Source organism: Priestia sp. FSL P4-0332 (genome assembly GCF_038005845.1).
Classification (GTDB): domain Bacteria; phylum Bacillota; class Bacilli; order Bacillales; family Bacillaceae_H; genus Priestia.
Genome location: NZ_JBBOUA010000001.1, coordinates 310177 through 331809 on the forward strand (window position 1 = coordinate 310177; position 21633 = coordinate 331809).

Annotated in this window: 23 protein-coding genes and 1 riboswitch; of the genes, 18 read left to right on the top strand and 5 right to left on the bottom strand. The window is 38.2% G+C overall.

What is annotated here, in order from left to right; genetic code table 11:
• Positions 1-22 precede the first annotated feature (22 nt).
• From MKY06_RS01675 to MKY06_RS01690, 4 genes are all read left to right on the top strand, one after another.
• Entirely contained in the window at positions 23-616 is a 594-nt protein-coding gene (locus MKY06_RS01675; protein ID WP_013055082.1) for an undecaprenyl-diphosphatase, read from the top strand.
• 152 nt (positions 617-768) lie between these two features.
• Positions 769-1188, top strand: a complete 420-nt coding sequence (locus tag MKY06_RS01680) for an organic hydroperoxide resistance protein (RefSeq protein ID WP_013055083.1) — start codon at positions 769-771, stop codon at positions 1186-1188.
• A gap of 105 nt (positions 1189-1293) precedes the next feature.
• A riboswitch (cobalamin riboswitch) is annotated at positions 1294-1476 on the top strand.
• A 133-nt stretch (positions 1477-1609) separates the two neighbouring features.
• On the top strand, positions 1610-2407 hold the full coding sequence (locus tag MKY06_RS01685) for a HoxN/HupN/NixA family nickel/cobalt transporter (protein ID WP_013055084.1): 798 nt from the start codon (positions 1610-1612) through the stop codon (positions 2405-2407).
• 229 nt (positions 2408-2636) lie between these two features.
• Complete coding sequence (locus MKY06_RS01690) at positions 2637-3800, top strand: M20 family metallopeptidase (RefSeq protein ID WP_013055085.1); 1164 nt, start codon at positions 2637-2639, stop codon at positions 3798-3800.
• 69 nt (positions 3801-3869) lie between these two features.
• On the opposite strand, the gene MKY06_RS01695 is transcribed toward MKY06_RS01690, so the two are convergent.
• Entirely contained in the window at positions 3870-4292 is a 423-nt protein-coding gene (locus MKY06_RS01695) for a DoxX family protein (protein WP_025601701.1), read from the bottom strand.
• Positions 4293-4597: 305 nt separating this feature from the next.
• Here MKY06_RS01695 and MKY06_RS01700 point away from each other — a divergent pair, with 305 nt between their 5' ends.
• Positions 4598-5122, top strand: coding sequence for a type 1 glutamine amidotransferase domain-containing protein (locus tag MKY06_RS01700; protein WP_013055087.1), 525 nt, complete (start codon positions 4598-4600; stop codon positions 5120-5122).
• Positions 5123-5167: 45 nt separating this feature from the next.
• Here the strand turns inward: MKY06_RS01700 and MKY06_RS01705 are convergent, their stop codons facing one another.
• Entirely contained in the window at positions 5168-5407 is a 240-nt protein-coding gene (locus tag MKY06_RS01705; protein WP_013055088.1) for a hypothetical protein, read from the bottom strand.
• Positions 5408-5753: 346 nt separating this feature from the next.
• Between MKY06_RS01705 and MKY06_RS01710 the strand changes: the two genes are divergently transcribed.
• Positions 5754-6242, top strand: a complete 489-nt coding sequence (locus MKY06_RS01710; RefSeq protein WP_025601698.1) for a DinB family protein — start codon at positions 5754-5756, stop codon at positions 6240-6242.
• Positions 6243-6268: 26 nt separating this feature from the next.
• Here the strand turns inward: MKY06_RS01710 and MKY06_RS01715 are convergent, their stop codons facing one another.
• Positions 6269-7021: a lipase family protein gene (locus MKY06_RS01715; protein WP_035439339.1), complete on the bottom strand. Its 753-nt coding sequence runs from the start codon at positions 7019-7021 to the stop codon at positions 6269-6271.
• Positions 7022-7274: 253 nt separating this feature from the next.
• Here MKY06_RS01715 and MKY06_RS01720 point away from each other — a divergent pair, with 253 nt between their 5' ends.
• A complete protein-coding gene (locus MKY06_RS01720; protein ID WP_013055091.1) occupies positions 7275-8729 on the top strand; it encodes an alanine/glycine:cation symporter family protein in 1455 nt (484 codons plus the stop codon).
• Positions 8730-8761: 32 nt separating this feature from the next.
• Here MKY06_RS01720 and MKY06_RS01725 read toward each other — a convergent pair whose 3' ends face one another.
• A complete protein-coding gene (locus MKY06_RS01725; RefSeq protein WP_013055092.1) occupies positions 8762-9817 on the bottom strand; it encodes an aromatic acid exporter family protein in 1056 nt (351 codons plus the stop codon).
• 143 nt (positions 9818-9960) lie between these two features.
• On the opposite strand from MKY06_RS01725, the gene MKY06_RS01730 reads away from it, so the two are divergent.
• Positions 9961-11127 carry a M20 family metallopeptidase gene (locus tag MKY06_RS01730; protein WP_025601693.1) on the top strand — a complete coding sequence of 389 codons (1167 nt, stop codon included), beginning with the start codon at positions 9961-9963 and terminating at the stop codon, positions 11125-11127.
• A 54-nt stretch (positions 11128-11181) separates the two neighbouring features.
• Here MKY06_RS01730 and MKY06_RS01735 read toward each other — a convergent pair whose 3' ends face one another.
• Complete coding sequence (locus tag MKY06_RS01735) at positions 11182-11637, bottom strand: ferritin-like domain-containing protein (protein WP_340960164.1); 456 nt, start codon at positions 11635-11637, stop codon at positions 11182-11184.
• Positions 11638-11788: 151 nt separating this feature from the next.
• Between MKY06_RS01735 and corA the strand changes: the two genes are divergently transcribed.
• From corA to MKY06_RS01785, 10 genes are all read left to right on the top strand, one after another.
• Positions 11789-12754 (top strand): magnesium/cobalt transporter CorA, encoded by a 966-nt coding sequence (gene corA, locus MKY06_RS01740; RefSeq protein WP_025601852.1) that lies wholly within the window; start codon positions 11789-11791, stop codon positions 12752-12754.
• A 154-nt stretch (positions 12755-12908) separates the two neighbouring features.
• Positions 12909-14495, top strand: coding sequence for a DcuS/MalK family sensor histidine kinase (gene dcuS, locus MKY06_RS01745; RefSeq protein ID WP_013055096.1), 1587 nt, complete (start codon positions 12909-12911; stop codon positions 14493-14495).
• The gene (locus MKY06_RS01750) at positions 14488-15213 is read left to right on the top strand and encodes a response regulator (RefSeq protein ID WP_289910640.1); all 726 of its coding nucleotides are present in this window, start codon (positions 14488-14490) and stop codon (positions 15211-15213) included. The genes dcuS and MKY06_RS01750 overlap by 8 nt, the downstream gene beginning before the upstream one ends.
• 140 nt (positions 15214-15353) lie before the next feature.
• Positions 15354-16013 carry a cobalamin B12-binding domain-containing protein gene (locus MKY06_RS01755; RefSeq protein ID WP_013055098.1) on the top strand — a complete coding sequence of 220 codons (660 nt, stop codon included), beginning with the start codon at positions 15354-15356 and terminating at the stop codon, positions 16011-16013.
• The gene (locus MKY06_RS01760; RefSeq protein ID WP_013055099.1) at positions 16000-16752 is read left to right on the top strand and encodes an STAS domain-containing protein; all 753 of its coding nucleotides are present in this window, start codon (positions 16000-16002) and stop codon (positions 16750-16752) included. The genes MKY06_RS01755 and MKY06_RS01760 overlap by 14 nt, the downstream gene beginning before the upstream one ends.
• 80 nt (positions 16753-16832) lie before the next feature.
• Positions 16833-18140 carry an ATP-binding protein gene (locus tag MKY06_RS01765; protein WP_234015017.1) on the top strand — a complete coding sequence of 436 codons (1308 nt, stop codon included), beginning with the start codon at positions 16833-16835 and terminating at the stop codon, positions 18138-18140.
• 370 nt (positions 18141-18510) lie between these two features.
• Positions 18511-19716: a DEAD/DEAH box helicase gene (locus tag MKY06_RS01770; protein ID WP_013055101.1), complete on the top strand. Its 1206-nt coding sequence runs from the start codon at positions 18511-18513 to the stop codon at positions 19714-19716.
• Positions 19717-19968: 252 nt separating this feature from the next.
• Positions 19969-20286: a hypothetical protein gene (locus MKY06_RS01775; RefSeq protein ID WP_013055102.1), complete on the top strand. Its 318-nt coding sequence runs from the start codon at positions 19969-19971 to the stop codon at positions 20284-20286.
• A gap of 109 nt (positions 20287-20395) precedes the next feature.
• Positions 20396-20995 (top strand): WXG100 family type VII secretion target, encoded by a 600-nt coding sequence (locus tag MKY06_RS01780; protein ID WP_029324609.1) that lies wholly within the window; start codon positions 20396-20398, stop codon positions 20993-20995.
• A gap of 61 nt (positions 20996-21056) precedes the next feature.
• Positions 21057-21449: an SseB family protein gene (locus tag MKY06_RS01785; protein ID WP_013055104.1), complete on the top strand. Its 393-nt coding sequence runs from the start codon at positions 21057-21059 to the stop codon at positions 21447-21449.
• Positions 21450-21633 lie beyond the last annotated feature (184 nt).

Sequence of the window (21633 nt, forward strand, 5' to 3'; positions counted from 1 at the left end):
AAAATAAGAAAGGATTTCGATTATGTTATCAGCTATCAATTCAGTAGATTATACCATTTTCCACGCGGTGAATCAGTATGCCTCACACGTAAAGCCTCTAGATTCGCTGATGGTATTCTTTGCAGATTATGCCCAGTATGTACTTATCGTTTTACTCGGCTTGTTTTTACTTATTAATAAAAACGGCAGCCGTGTTGTAGCATTTCAAGCTTTATGTGCTTGTGCCACAGGAGTCATTATCAATAAAGTGATTAGTTTATTTGCTTATCGAGATCGTCCGTTTATCTCTCACCACGTGAATCAGCTTATTGATCACGCCGCAAATTCTTCATTTCCAAGCGATCATGCTACATCTGCATTAGTTATCACTTTTACCATTTGGCTGCATTTCAAACGTTCAGGGCGCATGTGGGTTGTCATGGGCGTACTCATTGCCTTTTCACGCGTATGGGTTGGCGTTCATTATCCATTCGATGTGTTAACAGGAGCCGTTTTAGGCTGCGTGCTGGCGCTGTTTATTCATTATGTTATTTTTAATACGAAACTGATGAGGGCTATTACCAACTTGTCTATTTTTCGAAAATCAGCTTATGACGAACAGTCTCAATATTATTAAGAAAAAGTCGCAAATACGCGGCTTTTTTTATTGGGAAATTTTTAATGTATTTAATACTTGTTTTTTAAAATTAAATTGTGTACAATTAAATTACAGAAACGATAAATAAAAAACTTTTAATAAAATTAACGAAAAAGAGGAGAGGTTTATACATGAAAGCTTTATATGAAACAACAGTCGTTAACACAGGTGGAAGAACAGGAGAAGTTCACTCTTTAGATAACATCTTTAACTTAGACGTTGCAACACCTCCAGCGCTTGGTGGAGAAGCAACAACAGCAACAAACCCAGAGCAGCTGTTTGCAGCTGGATACAGTGCTTGTTTCAACAGCGCGTTAGAATTTATGTTGAAAAAACATAACGTAGAAATCAAAAGCAGTGAAGTAAAAGCTACTGTTCAGCTGCTTCCTGATAAAGCTGATCAAGGAGTGAAAATTGGAGTAGCGCTTGAAGCTCATATCGAAGGCTTAGATTTAGAAACAGCGAAAAAATATGTAGACCTAGCTCACTCATACTGCCCGTATTCAAAAGCAATCAGCGGTAACGTAGACGTAACGGTAGAAGTAGTTTAATTGCTTTAAAAAGCCCTGCTAAGCATGTAAAGCTTAGCAGGGCTTTTTTATTTGAATTTTCTCTATTCATTTGTAAGAAGTACTAGTATAATGAGGAAGAAAATGAATCATTCGCACAGTTTAGGTGCTCTTACATAGCGTAAGAGGTAACAGGGAATCGAGTGCAAATCTCGAGCGGTCCAGCCACTGTAAGCAGGGAGTTTTCTATCTTATCGTCACTCAAAACGGGGAAGGCGGTAGAAAATGATGATCTCAAGCCAGGAGACCTACCTATTCTGTACACTTGACTCTTCTAGGAAAGAGGCGGTGTATCAAGGTACGCAGTGAGCAATTGCTGTTTATTTTCATATGCCGACACATCCTCAATTTCTATAGAATTGAGGCTTTTTTACGTTTTATTTTTAAAAAAGGAGTGTAGGAAATGGAAGGTTTATCAGTTTTTTTACTTGTCTTTTTATTAGGAATCAGGCACGGATTGGATGCAGATCACTTAGCTTTTATTGATGGCCAGACTCGATATAATTGGCGAATGGGCAGCCGTTTTGCCCCTTGGGTCGGAACGCTGTTTTCACTAGGTCACGGAGGAATGGTGGCCGTCACGGCCGGAGTGCTGGGCGTGGTGATGAAGAATTTTACGTTTCCATCGTATTTCGATCATTTTGCATCTTGGGTATCCATCATCTCTCTCTTTCTAATCGGGACATTAAACACGTATCATTTGCTTCGAACCAAAAATAAAGAGGAAGAGTTTCAGCTGAGCGGGTTAAAAGGAAAGTTTATTCCGAAAATCGCAAAAGGAACAACGAATCCTTTTTTAATTATTCTTGTAGGAGCATTGTTCGCTTTAGCAGCCGAAACGGTCAGTCAAACGGCCGTGTGGTCTCTAGCTGTAGGGAACGCAGGCAAGTATACCCCGCTTTTGTTAGGACTAGTGTTTATGTTTGGTATGATGCTTACAGATACAATCGATTCGATGATTGTACATAAAATGGTGAATGAATCGAGTAAATTTGGACAATCTGCTTCCCGCTTGATGGGCTGGGTTATTGTTGTCCTCGCGTATGGTGTGTCATTCTATTTAGCATTCACTTTCTTTAACCCATGGGCCGAAGTAAACTTTGAAATGGTTGGCGTTATTCTGTTTATTTTTTTAGTGTCTATGTTTGTTTTTGTGAGTGTGAAGTCAAAAGGGAAAAATATTAAAATAAATGTCAATTAGTCAAACGAAAGCTTTAATCTGTTGAAGATTGAAGCTTTTTTGTATGAATTTGTTGAAGTTTATGGCTATTTTCGGTCGGTTATGAATAAGTTAAAGTATTATCTGTATTTAAAGGATGGAAAATTGTCTGAAAACCATTATAATTAAGGATAATTTAAGGTCGTTATGTGAAACGTAGAACATAGTTATACGTACGATAAATAAAAGCATTTAATGCAAGCAGCAGGGGTTGTTTGGAGGAGGAATTGATTTGAGTCAGGTAATGGTAGAACAAAGCGTGTTTAGTTATTTAAAAGAACACGAACAAGAGATGCTTGAAGATTTAGTTGGATTTGTGAAAAAAGAATCACCGTCCTACAGTAAAGAGTTAGTAGATCAGTGTGGAATGTATTTAACGCAGCTGTTTCATAAACGGTTGGGGGTAGGATACGAAATCATAGAAGAAAAAGAAGTAGGAAACCATTTGAAATTTACGATTGGAGAAGGAGAAAAGCAGCTTTTAATTATCGGTCACTTTGACACGGTATGGGAAAAGGGAAGGCTGAGTCTAAGAACAGAGGGAAACAAGCTGTACGGTCCGGGAATTTTAGACATGAAAGGCGGCATTGTGCAATCTATATGGGCGATTAAAGCGATTCAAGAGCTTGGCTTATCGCTCGATAAAAAAATTGTGTTTTTCTGCAATTCGGATGAAGAGATTGGGTCAATTTCTTCTAAAAAATACATTGAAGAAGAAGCACAAAGGAGTGAAGCAGTGCTAGTAGCGGAACCGGCGGTGGCGGGTTCAGGCGCGTTAAAAACGTCGCGCAAAGGAGCGGGAATTTTCACCGTAAAAGCATGGGGACGAGCAGCACACGCGGGTAATCACCACAAAGAAGGAATCAATGCGATTGAAGAGCTGGCGCGCCAAGTGATTTTCTTGCAGGGCTTAACAGATTATGAAAAAGGTACAACGGTGAACGTTGGGACATTTACGGGAGGCAGCGGTACAAATGTAGTGCCGGAATATGCAGAAGCGCACGTGGATTTACGTGTTTCTACAGAAGAAGAAGCAAAACGCATGACGGATATTATTTTGAATTTAACACCCATTTTAAAAGGGATTAAGCTCGAAGTAACGGGAGGAATGAATCGTCCTCCGATGGTCAAGTCTAAACAAACGGAAGAGCTATTTGAATGTGCTCAATCAATCGCGGCCAAACTGGGTATGAAATTGGAAGAAGCAGCTGTGGGCGGCGGAAGTGATGGCAATTTTACAGCGGCCATTGGTGTTCCCACGTTGGATGGATTAGGAGCATGCGGAAAAGGAATACATGCGGAATATGAACATATTCAAATTGATACGTTGTCCGAGCGTTCTTCTTTATTTGCCAATTTGCTGCTGCAAATATAAAAAAAGCCCGCCTTAAACGGCGGGGACTAATCTGAAAGCTTATATTGGGAGAGTATAAGCTTTCTTTTTTTATTTACTGCTTTCTTCTTGAAGAGAAAAGGCAGTTTCTTTCTTTTTGAATACCACTGCATCAAGAGCAAGGAACTGGCTTCCTGCAAGAAATAAGTGAGCAGACATGGCAATTAAGGCAATATCAAACTCAAACCCGCCAACAAATCCGCTTTTAAGCTTGGCTGTAAAAATGGCGCCAAGCATAACTGCCACAAATAAAGCAGATACAACTCTTGTTGCTAGGCCAAGAATAATAAGAACCCCACCTACAAGTTCAATGGTTGCAACAATATATGCCATGAAACCAGGGATTCCTAAGCTATCGAAGAACCCTACTGTATTTTCAATCCCGCCTTGCCATTTTTGAAAGCCGTGTACTAAAAATGTAAAACCTAATACTAAACGAATAATAAGTGAACCAATTTCGACGTTTTTATTCACTTTACTTCCTCCTTTAAGTGTATTTGAAAAACACTACATTATGTAGTGTAAAAGCCCGAAAAAAGAAATGTAGTAATTAAATCAGAAAGTCTTTCTTATTTGGATAATTTTACAACATTATGAACATCACACTACACATTGTAGTGTGATGTTTGTCCCCAGTCAAGTGAAAATATAAAATTAGACCATTTGGCATACAAAAATTTTCTGAAGAGCACTTGAAAAATCCTTTAATTATGTACAAGTTAGTCCCTTATTTTCAATCTTATTCTCCAACATGCTATACTGATGGCGGAGGTGTTACGATGCGTTTAGAAAATAAAAGAGTTATTGCGCTTGTTAGTGCAGACTTTGAAGATCTAGAACTATGGTATCCAGTGATGCGTCTTCGAGAAGAAGGAGCAGAAGTACATTTAGTTGGAGAAAAAGCAAACGAAACGTACATGGGGAAATACGGTGTTCCAGCCGTATCGGACTACGCTTTTAAAGATGTTGATCCAGCTGAATATGACGCTATTTTAGTACCTGGAGGCTGGGCGCCGGATAAACTGCGCCGCTACCCTGAAGTAATTGAAATGGTTCGTCATATGGATGAACAGCAAAAGCCAATCGGCCAAATCTGCCATGCAGGATGGGTATTAATCTCTGCAAAAATCTTAGATGGCCGAAACGTAACAAGTACGCCAGGAATCAAAGATGATATGGAAAATGCGGGAGCTATTTGGCATGATGAAGCAGTCGTAATCGACGGTCACATCATCTCAAGCCGCCGTCCGCCAGACCTTCCTCCTTATGCAAAAGCATTTGCTGATGTACTAGCAGAGCAATAAGAAAAAGCCGAAACCAGTGTGGTTTCGGCTTTTTTGTAAGATCCGCTAAAAAAGAAATGATAAAGTAAATAAAAAACCATCATTAAAAAAGCGAGCAGATGCATCTGCTCGCTTTTGTTCGTGTTTCTTATCAGTAACTTGCTTTTGCAAGTGTAAAAACAAAATGATTACTTTCTTTATAAAATCCATGATTACGGTTTTTGTATGTTTCGTTGTTGTTAGGGCACAATTAGCATTGATTGTGCTTGCATGGATTTCATCCATTGCCGCGGTTTGTTTTTCCACATGATCGATTAACCTAAACGACGCAAGCCCTACCTCTCTTGCATCCTTACGGCTCCGAAGCCGATCCAGTGTGAATAAGTTTTGTTCAAAGACATGTGTCGAATGCCAGTATTTTTACCTTGCATTGTACGATACATCCTTTCAAGTTACTTTCACTATGTCCAGCTCTTAAAGAAAAGCCAGAAGTCTAAATATAACACCTCAGTTGATCTATGTCAAATAGAAAATATGATTTTTTCACGTGAAACAATTGCAGCTAAAACATAGTTAAGTAAAGGGATATCCTTTTTATATAGAAGAGTTTTTTGATACGATAAGCTAGAGGAATCCTAGAGGAGGATTAAATATGAATAAAAATGAACAGTTTCGAAATGACGTATTGAGCAGTGTAGAATCATTAACATATGAACAATTAAATCAACAGCCAGCATCTAATACATGGAGCGTTATGCAAGTATTAGAACATTTATATTTGATGGAGCGCATGATTGTTTCACGTGTAAAGGATCAGTTAGAAAACGGTGTGGATCAGCCGACGGAAGATAAGCCGTTTCATTTAGCGGTAGACCGTTCGCGGAAAGTAGATGCACCGGCTCAAGTTACGCCTTCTAATGAAAAGCAGACATTAGAAGAAATGAAGAGTAAGCTGGCAGAATCAAGAGCGGCTTTAATAGAGCTAGAAGAAACAGCAAGTGAAGACAAGCTAAAGCAAAAATCATTTCCACACCCTGTGTTTGGGTTAATGGATTTAAAGCAGTGGATTGATTTTATTGGCTATCATGAAAAGCGTCATCAAGAACAAATAGAAGAAATCAAAGCAGCAATTGGTGCATAAAAAAAACAGGCAGTCCGCCTGTTTTTTTATTTTTGGACCAAAATAGGATAGTCCGACATCATCCAAATACCAACACTGTATGTTTGGGGATTATGGTTCCCTACGGTAGAGCCTGTTTGAATCGTAAACGAGAGTTGCAGAGGATCCTGATCGTAATAAATTGTTTGCTTGGTGGAAGGGGAATAAAGGCGCTTCGGCGGGATTTTAGGAACCGTATCCGTCGTGTTAACAAAACAGCGGCTATTTGAAACAAGATTTGTGTATGTTTGAACGAATTGAGGATCACCTACTCGAGGAGCTCCGTAGTTGTACATTGTAACTTCTGGAAAAGATGCGTTTGTGGCGACATCTAAGGCATGAAGAACAGCGAGTGCGCCACCTAGGCTATGCCCCGTTATATAAAGTGGCTTGGGGGCAAGGGACTGATACGTTTCAAAAATTTCATCACGGCATGATTCGTAAACGGCTAAAAAACCTTCGTGGACGAGACCGGCTTGTTGATTGTATGGATAAGGGCGCTGCCTAATGCGAGCATCAGCAATCCAGTCTGCCTCAGATTGAGTTCCTCGAAAGGCAATTACGATAGAGTCATCAGATTCTAAAATAAAACCAAACCATTCTTGCACCCCTACGGCAGAAGCTTTAAACGATTTAATAAGCCGGTAGCCTTCAGGTACATCAAATGTGCCTCCCTGTGCGTATTGCTTATAAGCTAAGACGCACGCATAAAGAAGGTCTAGAGCTAAAGGACGATAAAATAAAGGCTCTATTCTCATCATTGTTTTTCACACCTTCTAATAGAAAATAACTCCTACAGCCTATGTGTTCCTGATAAGAAAGGTGCAGATATCTCTCTTTTGAAGGCGATAATTACGGAATGTAAACGGTTTATCGTTGGATGTTTTTGAGGATTTTATAAGTTTTTTGTGTATTTTAACTAAAAATTAGTTTTAATTTAGAGTTTTATTGTTAAAATTTATAATTTAACTTATAATTTAAAATAGTCTGAATAGAAAATAAGGGGGTTATCGTTTGGAGCAATTTGTAACGAGTTTGAATAATGTGCTATGGAGCACACCTGTTATTTATGGGTGTCTTGCGATCGGCCTGTTTTTCTCAATTTTAACGAGGTTTTTGCAGGTAAGACACTTAAAAGACATGGTTATGCTGATGTTTCAGGGTAAAAGCTCAGAAGCAGGAGTTTCTTCCTTCCAAGCCCTGTCTTTAGCGCTGTCGGGACGAGTCGGAACAGGAAACATTGCTGGAGTTGCAACAGCTATCGCTTTTGGAGGTCCAGGAGCTGTATTTTGGATGTGGGCAGTTGCTTTTATTGGTGCTTCTAGTGCATTCATCGAATCAACACTTGCTCAAATTTATAAAGTTAAACAAGATGGCCAATATCGAGGTGGTCCAGCGTACTACATTGAAAAAGGAACAGGTATGAAATGGTATGGCATTTTATTTGCTATTGCAGCACTTGTTGCAATGAGTATCTTAATGCCGGGCGTTCAGTCTAACTCCATCGCGCTTGGCATCGACAACGCATTTGGCGTTAGTCCAACGGTTACAGCAGTAGGATTAGTTATTATTCTTGCTTTTATTATCTTTGGAGGCGTTAAGCGTATTGCAGGAGTGGCCCAATTCGTTGTACCTTTTATGGCACTTGGGTATATTATTTTAGCTCTTATTATTATTGCCATGAACATTTCCGAGTTGCCGGGAGTTATCGCTCTTATTTTTAAAAGTGCTTTTGCATTAGATTCTGCTTTTGGAGGAATCGTTGGTTTAGCTGTTTCTTGGGGAGTTAAGCGCGGTATTTATTCAAACGAAGCAGGGCAAGGAACAGGTGCACACGCAGCAGCTGCAGCAGAAGTTTCACACCCAGTGAAACAAGGTCTTGTACAAGCTTTTTCGGTTTATATTGATACACTGTTCGTTTGTTCAGCGACAGCGTTTATGATTTTATTTACAGGCATGTACAATACGGAAGGACCAGGCGGTTCATTTATTATTTCAAATCTACCGGGTGTAGAAGCAGGACCTGGATTTACACAAGCTGCTATTGAAACAGTGTTGCCGGGGTTCGGAGCTGGCTTCGTGGCAGTTGCCCTATTCTTTTTCGCGTTTACAACGATCATGGCTTATTATTACATTGCTGAAACAAATATTGCTTACCTAACTCGCGGAAAGAACGGAAAGTGGGCTATGTTTGCATTAAAGCTTGTCCTTCTAGGAGCTACGTTCTACGGCTCAGTTAAACAAGCATCACTAGCTTGGGCGTTAGGAGATGTCGGGCTTGGTATCATGGTATGGCTAAATTTAATTGCTATCTTAATTTTAGCTAAGCCTGCGTTAGTTGCATTAAAAGACTATGAAGCTCAGAAAAAACAAGGGGTAGACCCTGTATTTGATCCTGTTAAGCTGGGAATTAAAAATGCAGACTACTGGGAGAAAGAATATAAGAAAGATGAGTCACAAGTTTCGTAAACAAGAAAATCCTCACATATGTGAGGATTTTTTTATGAAGAAAGTGAGACAGATGAGTTATTTAAGTTATATCGATCCTTCAAACAATGAATACGGTGTAGTTCTTCAAGCAGATGGTGAATTGCAAGCAGTTCGTAAAGCATTGTTGTTTCTGTTGAAAAAGGGTGATCCCCTCTGTTTTCCTCCTGCTTATGTGCCCAAAACCTTTGTTTTAAAGTCAAAACAAGCGTTTGATGCTGCAAAGAGCTTTTATATTGTTCATTTTGTAAGACATTATGAAAGGAAGTGAATGTATCCCATATTACTTGATGTCTTGCACTTTGCAGCTGATGAGCAGGCAAGTAAATTAAATTACCAATATGGTAGACAAGCTGCCTCATAAGAGAAAGTTTCTTATATTCATAGTGGAATTTTCTCATAGCTGTACGAGTGAAATGATGAAACTTCCATTCTTTTCGCTGATACTCACAAAGCGTCTCAATTTTTTCAATTTCAGCGGAAAGCTGCTGAAATTGAAGCTTTGTTTGTTTATGACAAGCATGTACTTGGGAAAGTTCGCTTCCTCTTTGCTGTAAAACGCTGCTCATTTGTTTTGAGAGATTTTGAATTTTCCTCGTAATAATCGGTGTATAATTAGGAGGAAGAACGATGATATTCACAAGTGAAGAAGTAAGCAGCCCAATACTGGTGGTCGCTAACCGAATTAAAAACGAGATGAAATAATGATCGTGCACAATCGTCAGCATAGCCACCCCTGTTAGCGTGGCAACGAGTGTTCCTGCATGCAAACGCAATTTAGAACAGGATATAATAGTAGAAACAGCAACAAGCATATAGGTAAGCGGCGTCACTCCTAATAGAAATGTGTAAAGCATGGCAAAAGCAGCTCCGATTGCTGAAGCAGGAAAGCGGATGAAAGCTTTTTTAATAGAATCGGCAGCTGTTGGTTCAATCGTAACAATAGCTGTAATAACAGCGAGCATATACGGCCAGCCAATGGACTGGCAAATGAGCGCAGTTAAAAAAACGGCAATGCCTGTTTTAATAATACGACCGCCTAAAAAATTGAATTTTTTTATGTTAATCATTATGCATACCTTCTTTAAAACAGTTAGTAATTTAATTATAAGGCATATTAAGGTGATAGGAAAACCCGTCTTAAAAACTAGCTTTTAAAAAACGAATAAATATACTATAATTTGTTTAAATATTTAAAAGAGGAGTACAACTAATGAAACAATTAATAAATGAAACAATTAATAACTTACAGGAGACATTTTATGAGGTAAGCAAATATATTGGGCAAAATCCTGAGCTTGGTCACGAAGAATTCAAAGCGTGCAAAGCATTAACGGATGTTTTAAAAGAACAAGGGTTCACAGTTGAAATTGGTACATGTGACTTGCCAACGGCTTTTACTGCTGTTTATGACAGTCAAAAGCCAGGTCCGTCGATTGGGTTTATGGCTGAGTACGATGCTTTGCCGGATCTCGGACATGCATGCGGACATAACTTAATTGGAACCATGTCGATTGCAGCTGGTATTGGTCTTAGTAAAGCAGTTGCAGAAACAGGCGGTAAAGTATACGTATATGGAACGCCTGCAGAGGAAACACGAGGCGGCAAAGTAACGATGGCCGAGCAAGGCATTTTTAATCATTTAGACGTAGCTATGATGGTACATCCTTATTACTGCCACCAAAAAAGCGGACGTTCTCTTGCGATGGATGCAATTCAGTTTGAGTTCTTCGGAAAATCCGCGCACGCAGCTGCTGCTCCTCATGAAGGAATCAACGCGTTAGACGGCGTATTACAAACGTTCAACAGCATTAATGCGCTTCGCCAGCACGTGAAGCCGGATGTACGCATTCATGGAGTGATTACAGAGGGAGGCAAGGCGGCCAACGTTGTACCGGATTATGCAGTAGCACAATTTTATGTCCGCGCTTCAACTCGTGCATATGTAGATGAAGTGACAGAGAAGGTGAAGGCATGTGCAAACGGCGCTGCTCTAGCCACGGGAACAAAATTAAAAACCTCAAACTATGAGTTTTCTTATGATGATATGCAAACGAATCAAACATTATCCGATGTCTATACAAATAATCTCATCTCATTAGGCGTGAGCGAACAAAGCATTACGGAAGACCAAGGCGATCATGGATCTTTAGATATGGGGAATGTAAGTCAGGTTGTTCCGGCTATTCATCCGTATATTCAAATTTGTGATGATTATTTTGTTTGTCATACGCACGAATTTAGAGAAGCAGCTTTAAGTGAGCAAGGAAGAGAAGCAATGATACTTGGGGCACAAACAATGGCATTAACAGGGTATGACGTATTAACAAATCAAACGCTGCTCCAAAAAATCAAAGAAGAATTTAATGCTACAAAGTAAGAGATAATGATAAAACCATACCAAATAATACGCTTGCGATTGCAAGCGTATTATTTAGTATGAGAAGCGGGACTGAATGGTTTGGAAAATTTGACCGTGGCGCTGTTCATCGCTCGCAGCTCGAACAATGCGGCTTTGAATTCGAGCATTTGTGATTCTTCTAGCGATTGATTGATAAAATGGAACGGTTTCTACTTCATCTTTAATGGATTCAGAGATCCCTTCTTGAAAAGTATTTGGCAGTTTTATGTTTAATGAAATCTGTGGGTAGCTGCCTGATAAATCATAATAGGCTTTAGAAAACCAGTCAAAGTGTTTAATTTCATCCTGCCGAATACCTAATATAGCTTGTTGAAACTGATTATTAGGAGCCAGTTCTGCTAAGCGTGTATAGTAGTGAATAGCGGAAAACTCATCGCTTACAGCTTTGTTTATATCTCTTAGAAGCTGTTCGTCTAGTCTTGTATCATCTTCCCAATATTCTTCATGCCGGGAGTAAAATTCATACATATGGATATACCTCCTCACCGTTTTGTTCTCTTGTCGTCACCATCATCGTATGTATAGACGAGAAAAGGCGTACATTAAAAGAAAAAAGTTTAACAAAATGGTAAAAAGGGTATGTGCAGAGAATAGTATCAAAAAAGACAGAGGTTATCTTATGATTAAAATTGTAGCTAAAACCAAAGAAGGAGCTATTAAAGAAATAGAAATGAATGAGATTCGTTCAAGCCATGACTTTCAATGGTATTGGGTTGATTTTTACAATCCCACCGAGGAAGAAAAAAAGCAGCTTGAACAATTTAATTTTCATCCTTTAGCAGTTGAGGACTGTTTAAATCAAGGTCAGCGCGCTAAATTTGAGCTGTATGATGAGCATTATTTTTTAGTCTATTATGCCCTTCATAAAGAAGAGCTTGAGCACTTAGAAGTATCTGCGTTTGTAGGGGATAACTTTTTAGTCACTTACCATATGGATAAGCTAACGAGCGTGGCTAGGGTGTGGGAGCTTATCAAAAAAGACCCTGAGGCTACCGAAGATGGAACATGGGATATCATGTATGAACTCTTAGATCATACCGTTGACGAATACTTCCCTGTGCTTTATAAATTTGAAGATCACATAGACGACATTGAAGACAATGCAAAAGACGAACCTATGGATGAATTAATGAGGCAGCTTTATGACATCCGAAGTGATTTGTCACGAATGCGCCGCATTTTAAACCCCATGAGAGATTTAATGTATCGTATTATGTCAACTAATGCGTTAAAAGCAAAAGAGCAGGTTCGCTATTTTAATGATATTTATGACCACTTATTAAATATGATTGAAATTATGCAAGCGAGCAGGGATTTGTCAAATGATATTCGAGAAAGCTTTATGTCCATTAACTCGGATCGTATGAATTCAATCATGTTTACGCTAACGCTTATGTCAGCTATTTTCTTACCGTTGACGTTTATTGCTGGTCTCTATGGCATGAACTTTTCATATATGCCGGAACTGAAGGGGAAATATAATTATTTTATTGTACTTGGCATTATGATTGGGCTTGTAGGCGTAATGGTCTTTGCCTTTTATAAAATGGGATGGTTCAAATATCGAAAAGGACCTAAACTATAAAGTAGATTGTTAACCTTCCTGTATAAATGTTAATCAACTCAGTAAAACTGAAATTAAATAAGCGAAGATCTTATCTGACTCTAGATAAGATCTTTTTCTTGTGCTATAAACAAGAAAAGCAGGGAAGCGAGGAAAGAATGTGAAACACGGAAGAATGGGGCTGCGAAGCATCACGGTGCTGCTTGTATGCATGGTGGTGATTCTATCGCTATTGTTAACGGATTTATTAGTTAGCAGTTCAATTGGAAAAAATATTCGAGATCAACAGGCTGAAAAAGCTCGGACTATTGCTACGATTATTTCAGAATCAACGAACGTGAAAGAAGGACTAGAAACAAAAACACCTCAGTCAATTCAAGAATTCACTAAACGAATTCGTAAAAAATCAAGCGTCTTGTTTATCGTTGTTATGGATATGAATGGAATTCGGCAATCTCACCCAGATCCTAAAAAGATAGGAAAGAGGTTTGCCGGAGGCGATGAGCAAAAATCATTGCACGGAAAATCTTATGTATCTGTATCAAAAGGAACGCTCGATAAATCTCTGCGCGCTTTTGCACCTATTTATAATGAAAAAAATCAACAAATTGGCGCAGTAGCTGTGGGGATTTCTTTGAATAATGTAAATGAAGCAATTAGAGATGGGCATCGCCGAATTGTTTTAGGTTCATTAATTGGTTTACTTGTAGGCGTTCTTGGTGCTATTTTATTAGCGAATTACATAAAGAAAATTTTATTTGGCTTGGAACCTTCTGAAATTGCTAAAATTCTAGAAGAGAGAAGCATCATGCTGCAGTCGGTTCGTGAAGGAGTGATAGCTGTTGATAAAGAAGGTAATATTACACTTGCTAATCGTTCTGCACGCCGCTTATTTGTTAAAGCAGGGTTAGCACCAGAGCCAATCGGTTTGTCTATTCGAGAATATATGCCCACCTCCAGGTTGGACGACGTTTTGTCTACGGGGGAATCTCATTACGATGAAGAGCAAGTCATAAATGGAGTAGCCATTGTGGTTAATAGGGTTCCGCTAGTAGTAAACGAAGAGATTGTAGGGGCACTTTCTACGTTTCGGGATAAAACAGAAGTTAATATCTTAGCAGAACAGCTAACAGGTGTTAAAATGTATGTGGAAGCGCTTCGAGCACAATCGCATGAATTTATGAATAAACTTCATGTGATTTTAGGAATGGTGCAGATGAATTATTATGATGAGCTAAAAACGTATATTCATCAGCTTGTTAATCACCGTGTCGATGAATCTAGTTCAGTGACTAAATCTATTAAAGATCATGCGTTGGCAGGGTTCCTCATGGGCAAAATGAGTTATGCTAGAGAGGAAAGCGTAGAACTGACGTTTTCCGCTGATGAAGTTATTCCAGAACCTTCAGATCCACAAGTTACTCATCATCTCATTACCATTATTGGAAATTTAATTGATAATGCAATTGATTCAGTTTGTCATCAAGCCTCTAAAAAAGTGTCCGTTATGCTTGTGTATAAAAACAATAAACTTACGATTCAAGTCACGGATACAGGCTGCGGCATTCCTTCCGATACAATGAATCAGATTTTCAAGAAAGGCTTTTCTACAAAAGGCACGAGCAGAGGGTTTGGGCTGCATTTAGTGAAGCAAACGATTGATGAACTAGGTGGCCAAATCGTCATTGACTCATTTATAAATAGCGGTACCACATTCTATATTGATATTCCGTACGAAACAAGGAGAGATCAAGTTGATTAAAGTATTAATTGTTGAAGACGACCCAATGGTTGCTCAGTTTAATCAAAAGTACATTGAAGAGATAGAGGGGTTTACAGTGGTCGCTGTTGCTCATTCGGGTCATGAAGCCTTGGTGAAGGTAAATGAATATCAAGTTGATTTAGTGCTGCTTGATGTCTTTATGCCTGGACAAAATGGTTTGAAAGTTTTACAAAAGATTCGAACAAAACAAGAGGAAATAGATGTCATTTTTATCACCGCTGCTTCGGATGCCCAAACGATTCAGCAAGCTCTACGCTACGGAGCGATTGATTATTTGATTAAGCCTTTTACATTTGAACGCTTTTATCAAGCACTTTCGGCTTACAAACAAACATTTCGTACGTTAAAACAGCAACCTCAGCTTAATCAACAGGAATTAGACGGGCTGCTGTCTAATAAAAAAATAAAAGAAGCTCCGGTAGAGCCGTTGCCTAAGGGTTTAACGACAGGAACATTAGAAGTTATCGTAGAAGCCATTGAGCATCTTAAAGATCACCCTTTTTCGACTGATGATGTAGCTGAAAAAACGGGAATTTCAAGAGTGTCTATTCGGAAATATTTAAAATTTCTAACAGATATAGGTCTTCTTGGAGAAAGAATGACTTACGGCACAATAGGACGACCTGTGTATGCGTACTTATACAATGAACAGAACCGTCACTTGCTGCATCACTACCTCGTTGACTTTGAAAAATAAAGAGATTGACTTGTCAGAGACGTCCGGTGCTATTTTGTCAGTGTGAGAATATTTTACTGTAGAGTGCGGGTGAGTTAAGTGGTATGGTTGATAATAACAAAGGAAAAAACAAGTCGTTTGACTGAAAAAGAGGTGGTTTCTTGATTGAAAGCATAGAACGCTTGACTGAATTACTGTTATCAGGGAATCAAGATGAAGCTTGGAATATTGTGTGGAAAAAAAGACAGCAGGGTTTCGATACATTTTATATTTTTCAGCAATTCATTTCAGTGTCAATGGCTCAAATCGGTATGATGTGGGAAGAAGATGAAATTTCAGTGGCTGATGAACATTTAGCTACTACTACCTGTGACTATGTTTTGTCACGCTATCAATTGTGTATAAGACAAGAAGTTATTAAAAATGAAAAAAAAGGTCTGTTTTTGTGCATAGAAAATGAACAGCATTTTTTAGGTTTAAAAATGATTTCCATTCTCTTTGAAGAGCACGGATGGCAGACGAAACTTTTAGGAGCAGATTCTCCGCTTTTACATGCAACGCACGCTGTTGAACAATGGAAACCTGATTTAGTAGGAATCTCGTTCAGTTTAACTCATCATATAGAAAAAGCAAGCGAATATATAGAAGGATTACAAAAGACAAAACATCAGCCGCTTATTTTAGTTGGAGGCCGAGTAGTTTCAAACTATAAGTTTCCTCTTGTTCAAACAAATCAAGTTCGATTTATTGCACAGTTAGAGGAGTTGAAAGAGTTTTTTCATTATCAATCAATTAGGGGGATTAAGGTTGTCGACTATTAAATATGCTCCGCTTCCTGTTTTTATTATGGATGAGGAAATGAATATTCTAGCGCAATCTGATGAAGCAGCCGCTTTATTCGGAGAGGTTCAACATTTTTTAGAAATTGTTGACGAAGATAGTCAGAACAAAGCTAGAAAACGATTAGGGCAGAAGAAAAAAATAAAAACAGAATTAGTCATGCATTCGCGCAAAGCTAAAATGTCTCTTTATACCGTGAATTGCAAATGGGAGCAAGATAAGGCACATGTAATATGTGTAGAGGAAGATTCTCAAATTAGAATTCTTTCAGAAAAAATCGAACAACATACAGCGCGTTTATCTGAAACAGACTTAGAACTGCTGCTGCAAAAAGAACGATTAGAAAAAGCAATGAACCGAGTTATAGAACTGTCGGGACCGTTTATTCATTTATCGAACAACATGGTGCTTATACCTCTGTTTGGCGATTTGTTTGAGGAAGTCATCATGAAAAATGAACATCGGCTGCTCAGACAAATAGATGAAGAAACGGTTGATCGAGTTATCATTGACTTTAATGGAATAGGTCAAATTGATGAACGAGGTGTTGCAGCCCTAGAACATTTAATATGGGAATTTCAGCTAATGGGTGTACAGATTTATTTAACAGGTGTGACACCCGATCATAGTCAATGGCTTCACCAGTATCATTTTCAAGCAAATGTAAAATCTATTAGTAACTTAGGTCAGGTCATTCATCAATTTTTTACAACGGCATGAAATGACTACAAAAAGTGAACACTTCATATAAAGACAATAAGACAGGGGATCAATACTGATAAACAGGTGATTAAAATTTGGTGAAACACGCGCGTAAAGTAGCTTTAAGAATTTCGATTATATATATCATTATTGGCGCTGTATGGATCTTGATATCTGATAATATATCTAGAACATTAGCGCAAGGTCGTTTTGAAGTATATATTTTTTTTCAACAATACAAAGGTTGGTTTTTTATTTTAGCTACGGGGATTATTTTGTATGGGTTGGTATATAGGAGAGCTTATAAACTAGTGGAGTCCCAGCAAGAGCTCGTAGTAAAAGAACACGAACTTCAAACGAGCAATCAGCACTATCAATCTTTATTCAAACATAATCCCGATGGCGTTTTTGAAATAAGTAAAACGGGTGAAGTTCTTCTTGCTAATCCAGAAGGTGAAGCAATCGTTGGATACTCCAGTGAAGAATTACAAAAGATGAAACCTTCAGCTCTTATCGCAGCTGAAGAGTTTGATATGTGTAAAGAGTATTTTAAAGAAGTGCTGAATGGAAAAGGTGCTAAGTTCGAAATGAATGTGATCAATAGAAAGAGAGAAAGACGGTTGCTTAGGTGTTCTTTGCTTCCCATCATCGTTCATAAGCAGGTAGTAGGTGTATTTATGATTGCACGCGATATTACTACATACCGTCAAGATGAAGAGCTTATGATAACCTCGGAAAAAATGTCGGTTATTGGACAAATGGCAGGTGCCGTCGCACATGAAATTAGAAACCCGCTTACTTCTTTAAAAGGCTTTGTACAGGTTATGCAAGCCTCTAAGGAAACAAATGACACATATTTAGATATTATGATGTCTGAAATCGACCGCATCAACTTAATCTCCAGTGAAATGCTCATTCTTGGAAAAAAGCAGCATGTATCTTTTGAAAAGACCAATTTATGCGAGATTTTAAAACAAGTTATTACCCTAATGGAAGCGCAGGCCAATTTAAATAATGTTTCTATTTTATTGAAAGAAACAGCCAAAAGGCCTATTTATGTTTCAGCTGATGCAAATCAGTTGAAACAAGTGTTCATCAATGTGATTAAAAATGGTGTAGAAGCTATTATGGAGAAAGGTCATATTACAATCACAGTTGAAGAAAAAGATACACGAGCATTGATTCACTTTGAAGACAATGGAATCGGAATGAGTCAAGAGAGGATTGAACAAGTAGGAACGCCGTTTTATTCTACAAAAGAAGCTGGCACTGGCTTAGGGCTGGCCGTGTGTTACAAAATCATGGAGCGTCATCAAGGTACCATGCATTTTAAAAGCGGTAAAGGAAAAGGGACAACGGTTACTATTGATATGCCAATTATAGAACGAAACAGCCGCCTCTCGTAGTTCAGAGAGGCGGCTGTTTTCTTGAAAAAGAGGCAGTAAGCAGATGAGCCCTTTGCGTCTGGATCCATATAGGACATAAAACCTCCTTCTTATACAAGTTTTCGTTCATAATAAAGAGGATCATATTGTTTTCTATAGAAGCAATAGTGTATCATAGTTGAAGCTATGTTTATTGATGTAGAAAAGTTAAGGCAACAACCGATTTTTCTACTGACGGATTGACAGGGTCCCTTGGGATAAGGAAGGTTTATTTATAAATGGAAATTAAGGTCAGTATTAACGCACATCACATGGCGACTGATACATTCGTTTAATTGAAATGAAGAAAATCGTTTATAATATCGAGAAAAGCATGGAAAAGGAGATAGATATGAGTCAGTTTATAGAGACTTTACAGCCTTTTTTACAAGAGGCGTGGAAAAAAGCAGGGTTCAATGAGCCTACTGCTATTCAAACGAAAGCTATTTCAGAGATTTTAGCTAATAAAGATGTAATAGGAGAATCCCCAACGGGAACAGGAAAGACGCTGGCATATTTGCTGCCTGTCTTACATCGCATTCAGCCGGGACCATCTCATATTCAAGCAGTTATTTTAGCATCTTCCCATGAATTAGTTATGCAAATTCACGGTGAAATTCAAACTTGGTCGCAGGGAAGCGGTATTTCAAGTGCTGCGTTTATTGGCGGAGCAAATATGAAACGACAATTAGAAAAACTCAAAAAACGTCCTAATATCATTGTTGGTACCCCAGGACGTTTGAACGAGCTAATTAAAATGAAGAAATTAAAAATGCACGAAGTCAAAACAATTGTGATTGATGAGGCGGATCAATTGTTTGTACCTGAGCATTTTCAAACGGTTCAACAGATTGTAAAAATGGCGTTAAGTGATCGTCAAATCCTAGTCTTCTCAGCTACTGTATCAGAACGTACCAAATCGCTAGCGAAAGATATGATGAACCATCCTCTTGAAATAGAGGTAGGAAGAGACGAACTTCCAGCTTCGAAGGTAGAGCATGTATACATCAAAAGTGAAGCTAGAGATAAAGTGGACGTGCTTAGAAAACTAGTTCGTCAAGAACAAATGAAAGCTTTAGCCTTTTTTAAAGGGATTGATACTCTCATCGAGTTTGAAGAGAAATTAACATTTAAGCGTGTAGAAGCAGGCTCTTTACACAGTGAAACGAAAAAAGAAGATCGTGCTACGACGATTAAAGGGTTTCGAAAAGGAGATTTCCCTGTCTTATTAGCAACGGATGTCGCAGCTAGAGGATTAGATATTAAGGGATTGACGCATGTAATTCACATCGATGTTCCTCAAGATGCAGATCAATACGTACATCGCTCAGGTAGAACAGGCAGATCGGGAGCAGAAGGTACAGTCATTTCTCTTGTGACTGAACGTGAAGAACGAAATTTAAAACAAATCGCACGTGAACTTCAACTTTCATTAGTGAAAAAAGAACTTTATATGGGTGAAATCGTGGATGACGGAACAAAAGAGCAGTCCCGTACAGCTAAAAAACCTTCAAAAAAGCCATTTAACAAGAAAAAGAAACAAAAAGGTCGAATGTAAACTAGGTATTATTCCTTTTTATAACAGCAGTGTCACAACCTAAAAAGCAACGTCTACTGCTTTATTACAGCAGCCTGGCGTTGTTTATTTTCTCTATTTTACCTGTATAAATAAGTAAAAAAAGAGAAATGTAGATATTTTTTCCTAGGTATGAAAATAGTTTGAATGATGGATTTTGTTTTTTGTAACCTTATTTTAACATTACTTTAAGAGACTTCTAATAAAAGAGGAAGAAGGACGTGGGGACATTTTATGGATGCAATTGATGATCTCTTTGACGACATAGAGCGAAGAAGAAAAAGTAAAGAATATAGTCGAGATGCAGATCAATTAGAATCATATTTACATGAAGTTCAACGTATCATGGAATTTCTTGAAGAGGGTATCTATCTGTTTCAAAATTCGCACCAACAATATGCGTCAGATTGGTCAGGGCGTTCTAAGAGCTCATATGAGGATATTTATAATGATATTACGCAATCTACTTTTCATCTGTACGACGTAAGGGATGAATTGTTTCAAACTTTACGCTTAGAAATTTCACGATTAAGAGAGTTAGCATCGGCGTAATAAATAACATTATCGACTCACTCCTTTAGAAAGTGAGTCTTTCCGTATAGGCTTAAAAAATGTTTGGATGATGACTGAAGGCTTACAAGAGATAGGGGGACGGACATACATGGAGATAAAAGTAAATCCAGAGGTGCTGCAGACATTTGCAGAGCGAATTCAGCAGTCTCATTCACAGACGGCTGATGCACTTCAAAAACTAAGCTGGGAAGCTACAAATCTACATTTCTTGTCTGTTGCAGATATTGATAAAGTGCTGGACTTGCAGGAAGAGTTACAGCATATGATTCGCAAACTTGATTCGCTAACGGAAAACGCACATTTATTAGTAAAAGACACTGCAGAACAAATGAGAAAAGCAGATGGAGAGCTAGAAGGCTCTTCAGGCTGGACGGAGTTTTGGTCGAGCGTGTGGAGCGATGGGAGCACCCATTCACAAGATACATGGAATGACATAAAGAACTTAAAAGAATGGAATACGTATGACAATATGCATAGAACGATTGAAAAACCTTTAGGTACTCTTAATGTTATGTGGAATTCGCTTTCTATGTCTTGGGAAGAAAAAGTAGTGAATGGTTCTACATGCAGTCGAACGGAATTTTTTACTTATGGCGTTATTCAAATGGGGTTGGGCATTTTAAGTCAGGAAATGAATTCTTCAAACATTATGTTTAGTGACAGCACAGAGGAAGTGAAGAGAGAATGAATGAAGTATATGATGGCGCTGGAAGTGAAATGGTACAGTTCCTTACAGGGTTGTCTCGGCAATGAAATATACATTTAACTTATTAGAAAAATCATTAATTGAAGCAATGAAAGATAATAAGAAAATTGCTCAATTTTATAAAACTTTAATGAATAGCAATTTATGGCTAGTTGTTAGTTCAGAGCATGGAGCATCAGATATATTAATTGCAGAGCACTACGTTCAGACGATGAAAAGCGCAGCGTACCGATATTTACCTGTTTTTTCGTCAAAATATCCGATTGAACAGATGCTGAAAGATGAAAAGACCGTATGCGTATCATTTAAGGATATGCTGCCTGTATTAAATGAAGAAATAGCGATATTACTTAACCCTGACACGCCTCTCTCAAAATTATTCATCCCCGAAGAAATAAGGATGTTAAAAGAAGATCAAAATTATTTTAAGCAGTAGCCAAAAAATAAAAAGCGCATGTGCTTTTTCAAAGCATGTCTGAATCTTAAATAAATAGAAGATATATAAAGAGGCAGGGCCTTAAATAGGCTGCTGCTTTTTTATTACTAGTAAATAGTTCTGTAGATAATGAACAAAAATGTAATTTAATAGTCTTATAGTTTTTATTTTCCTTTAAATAGGT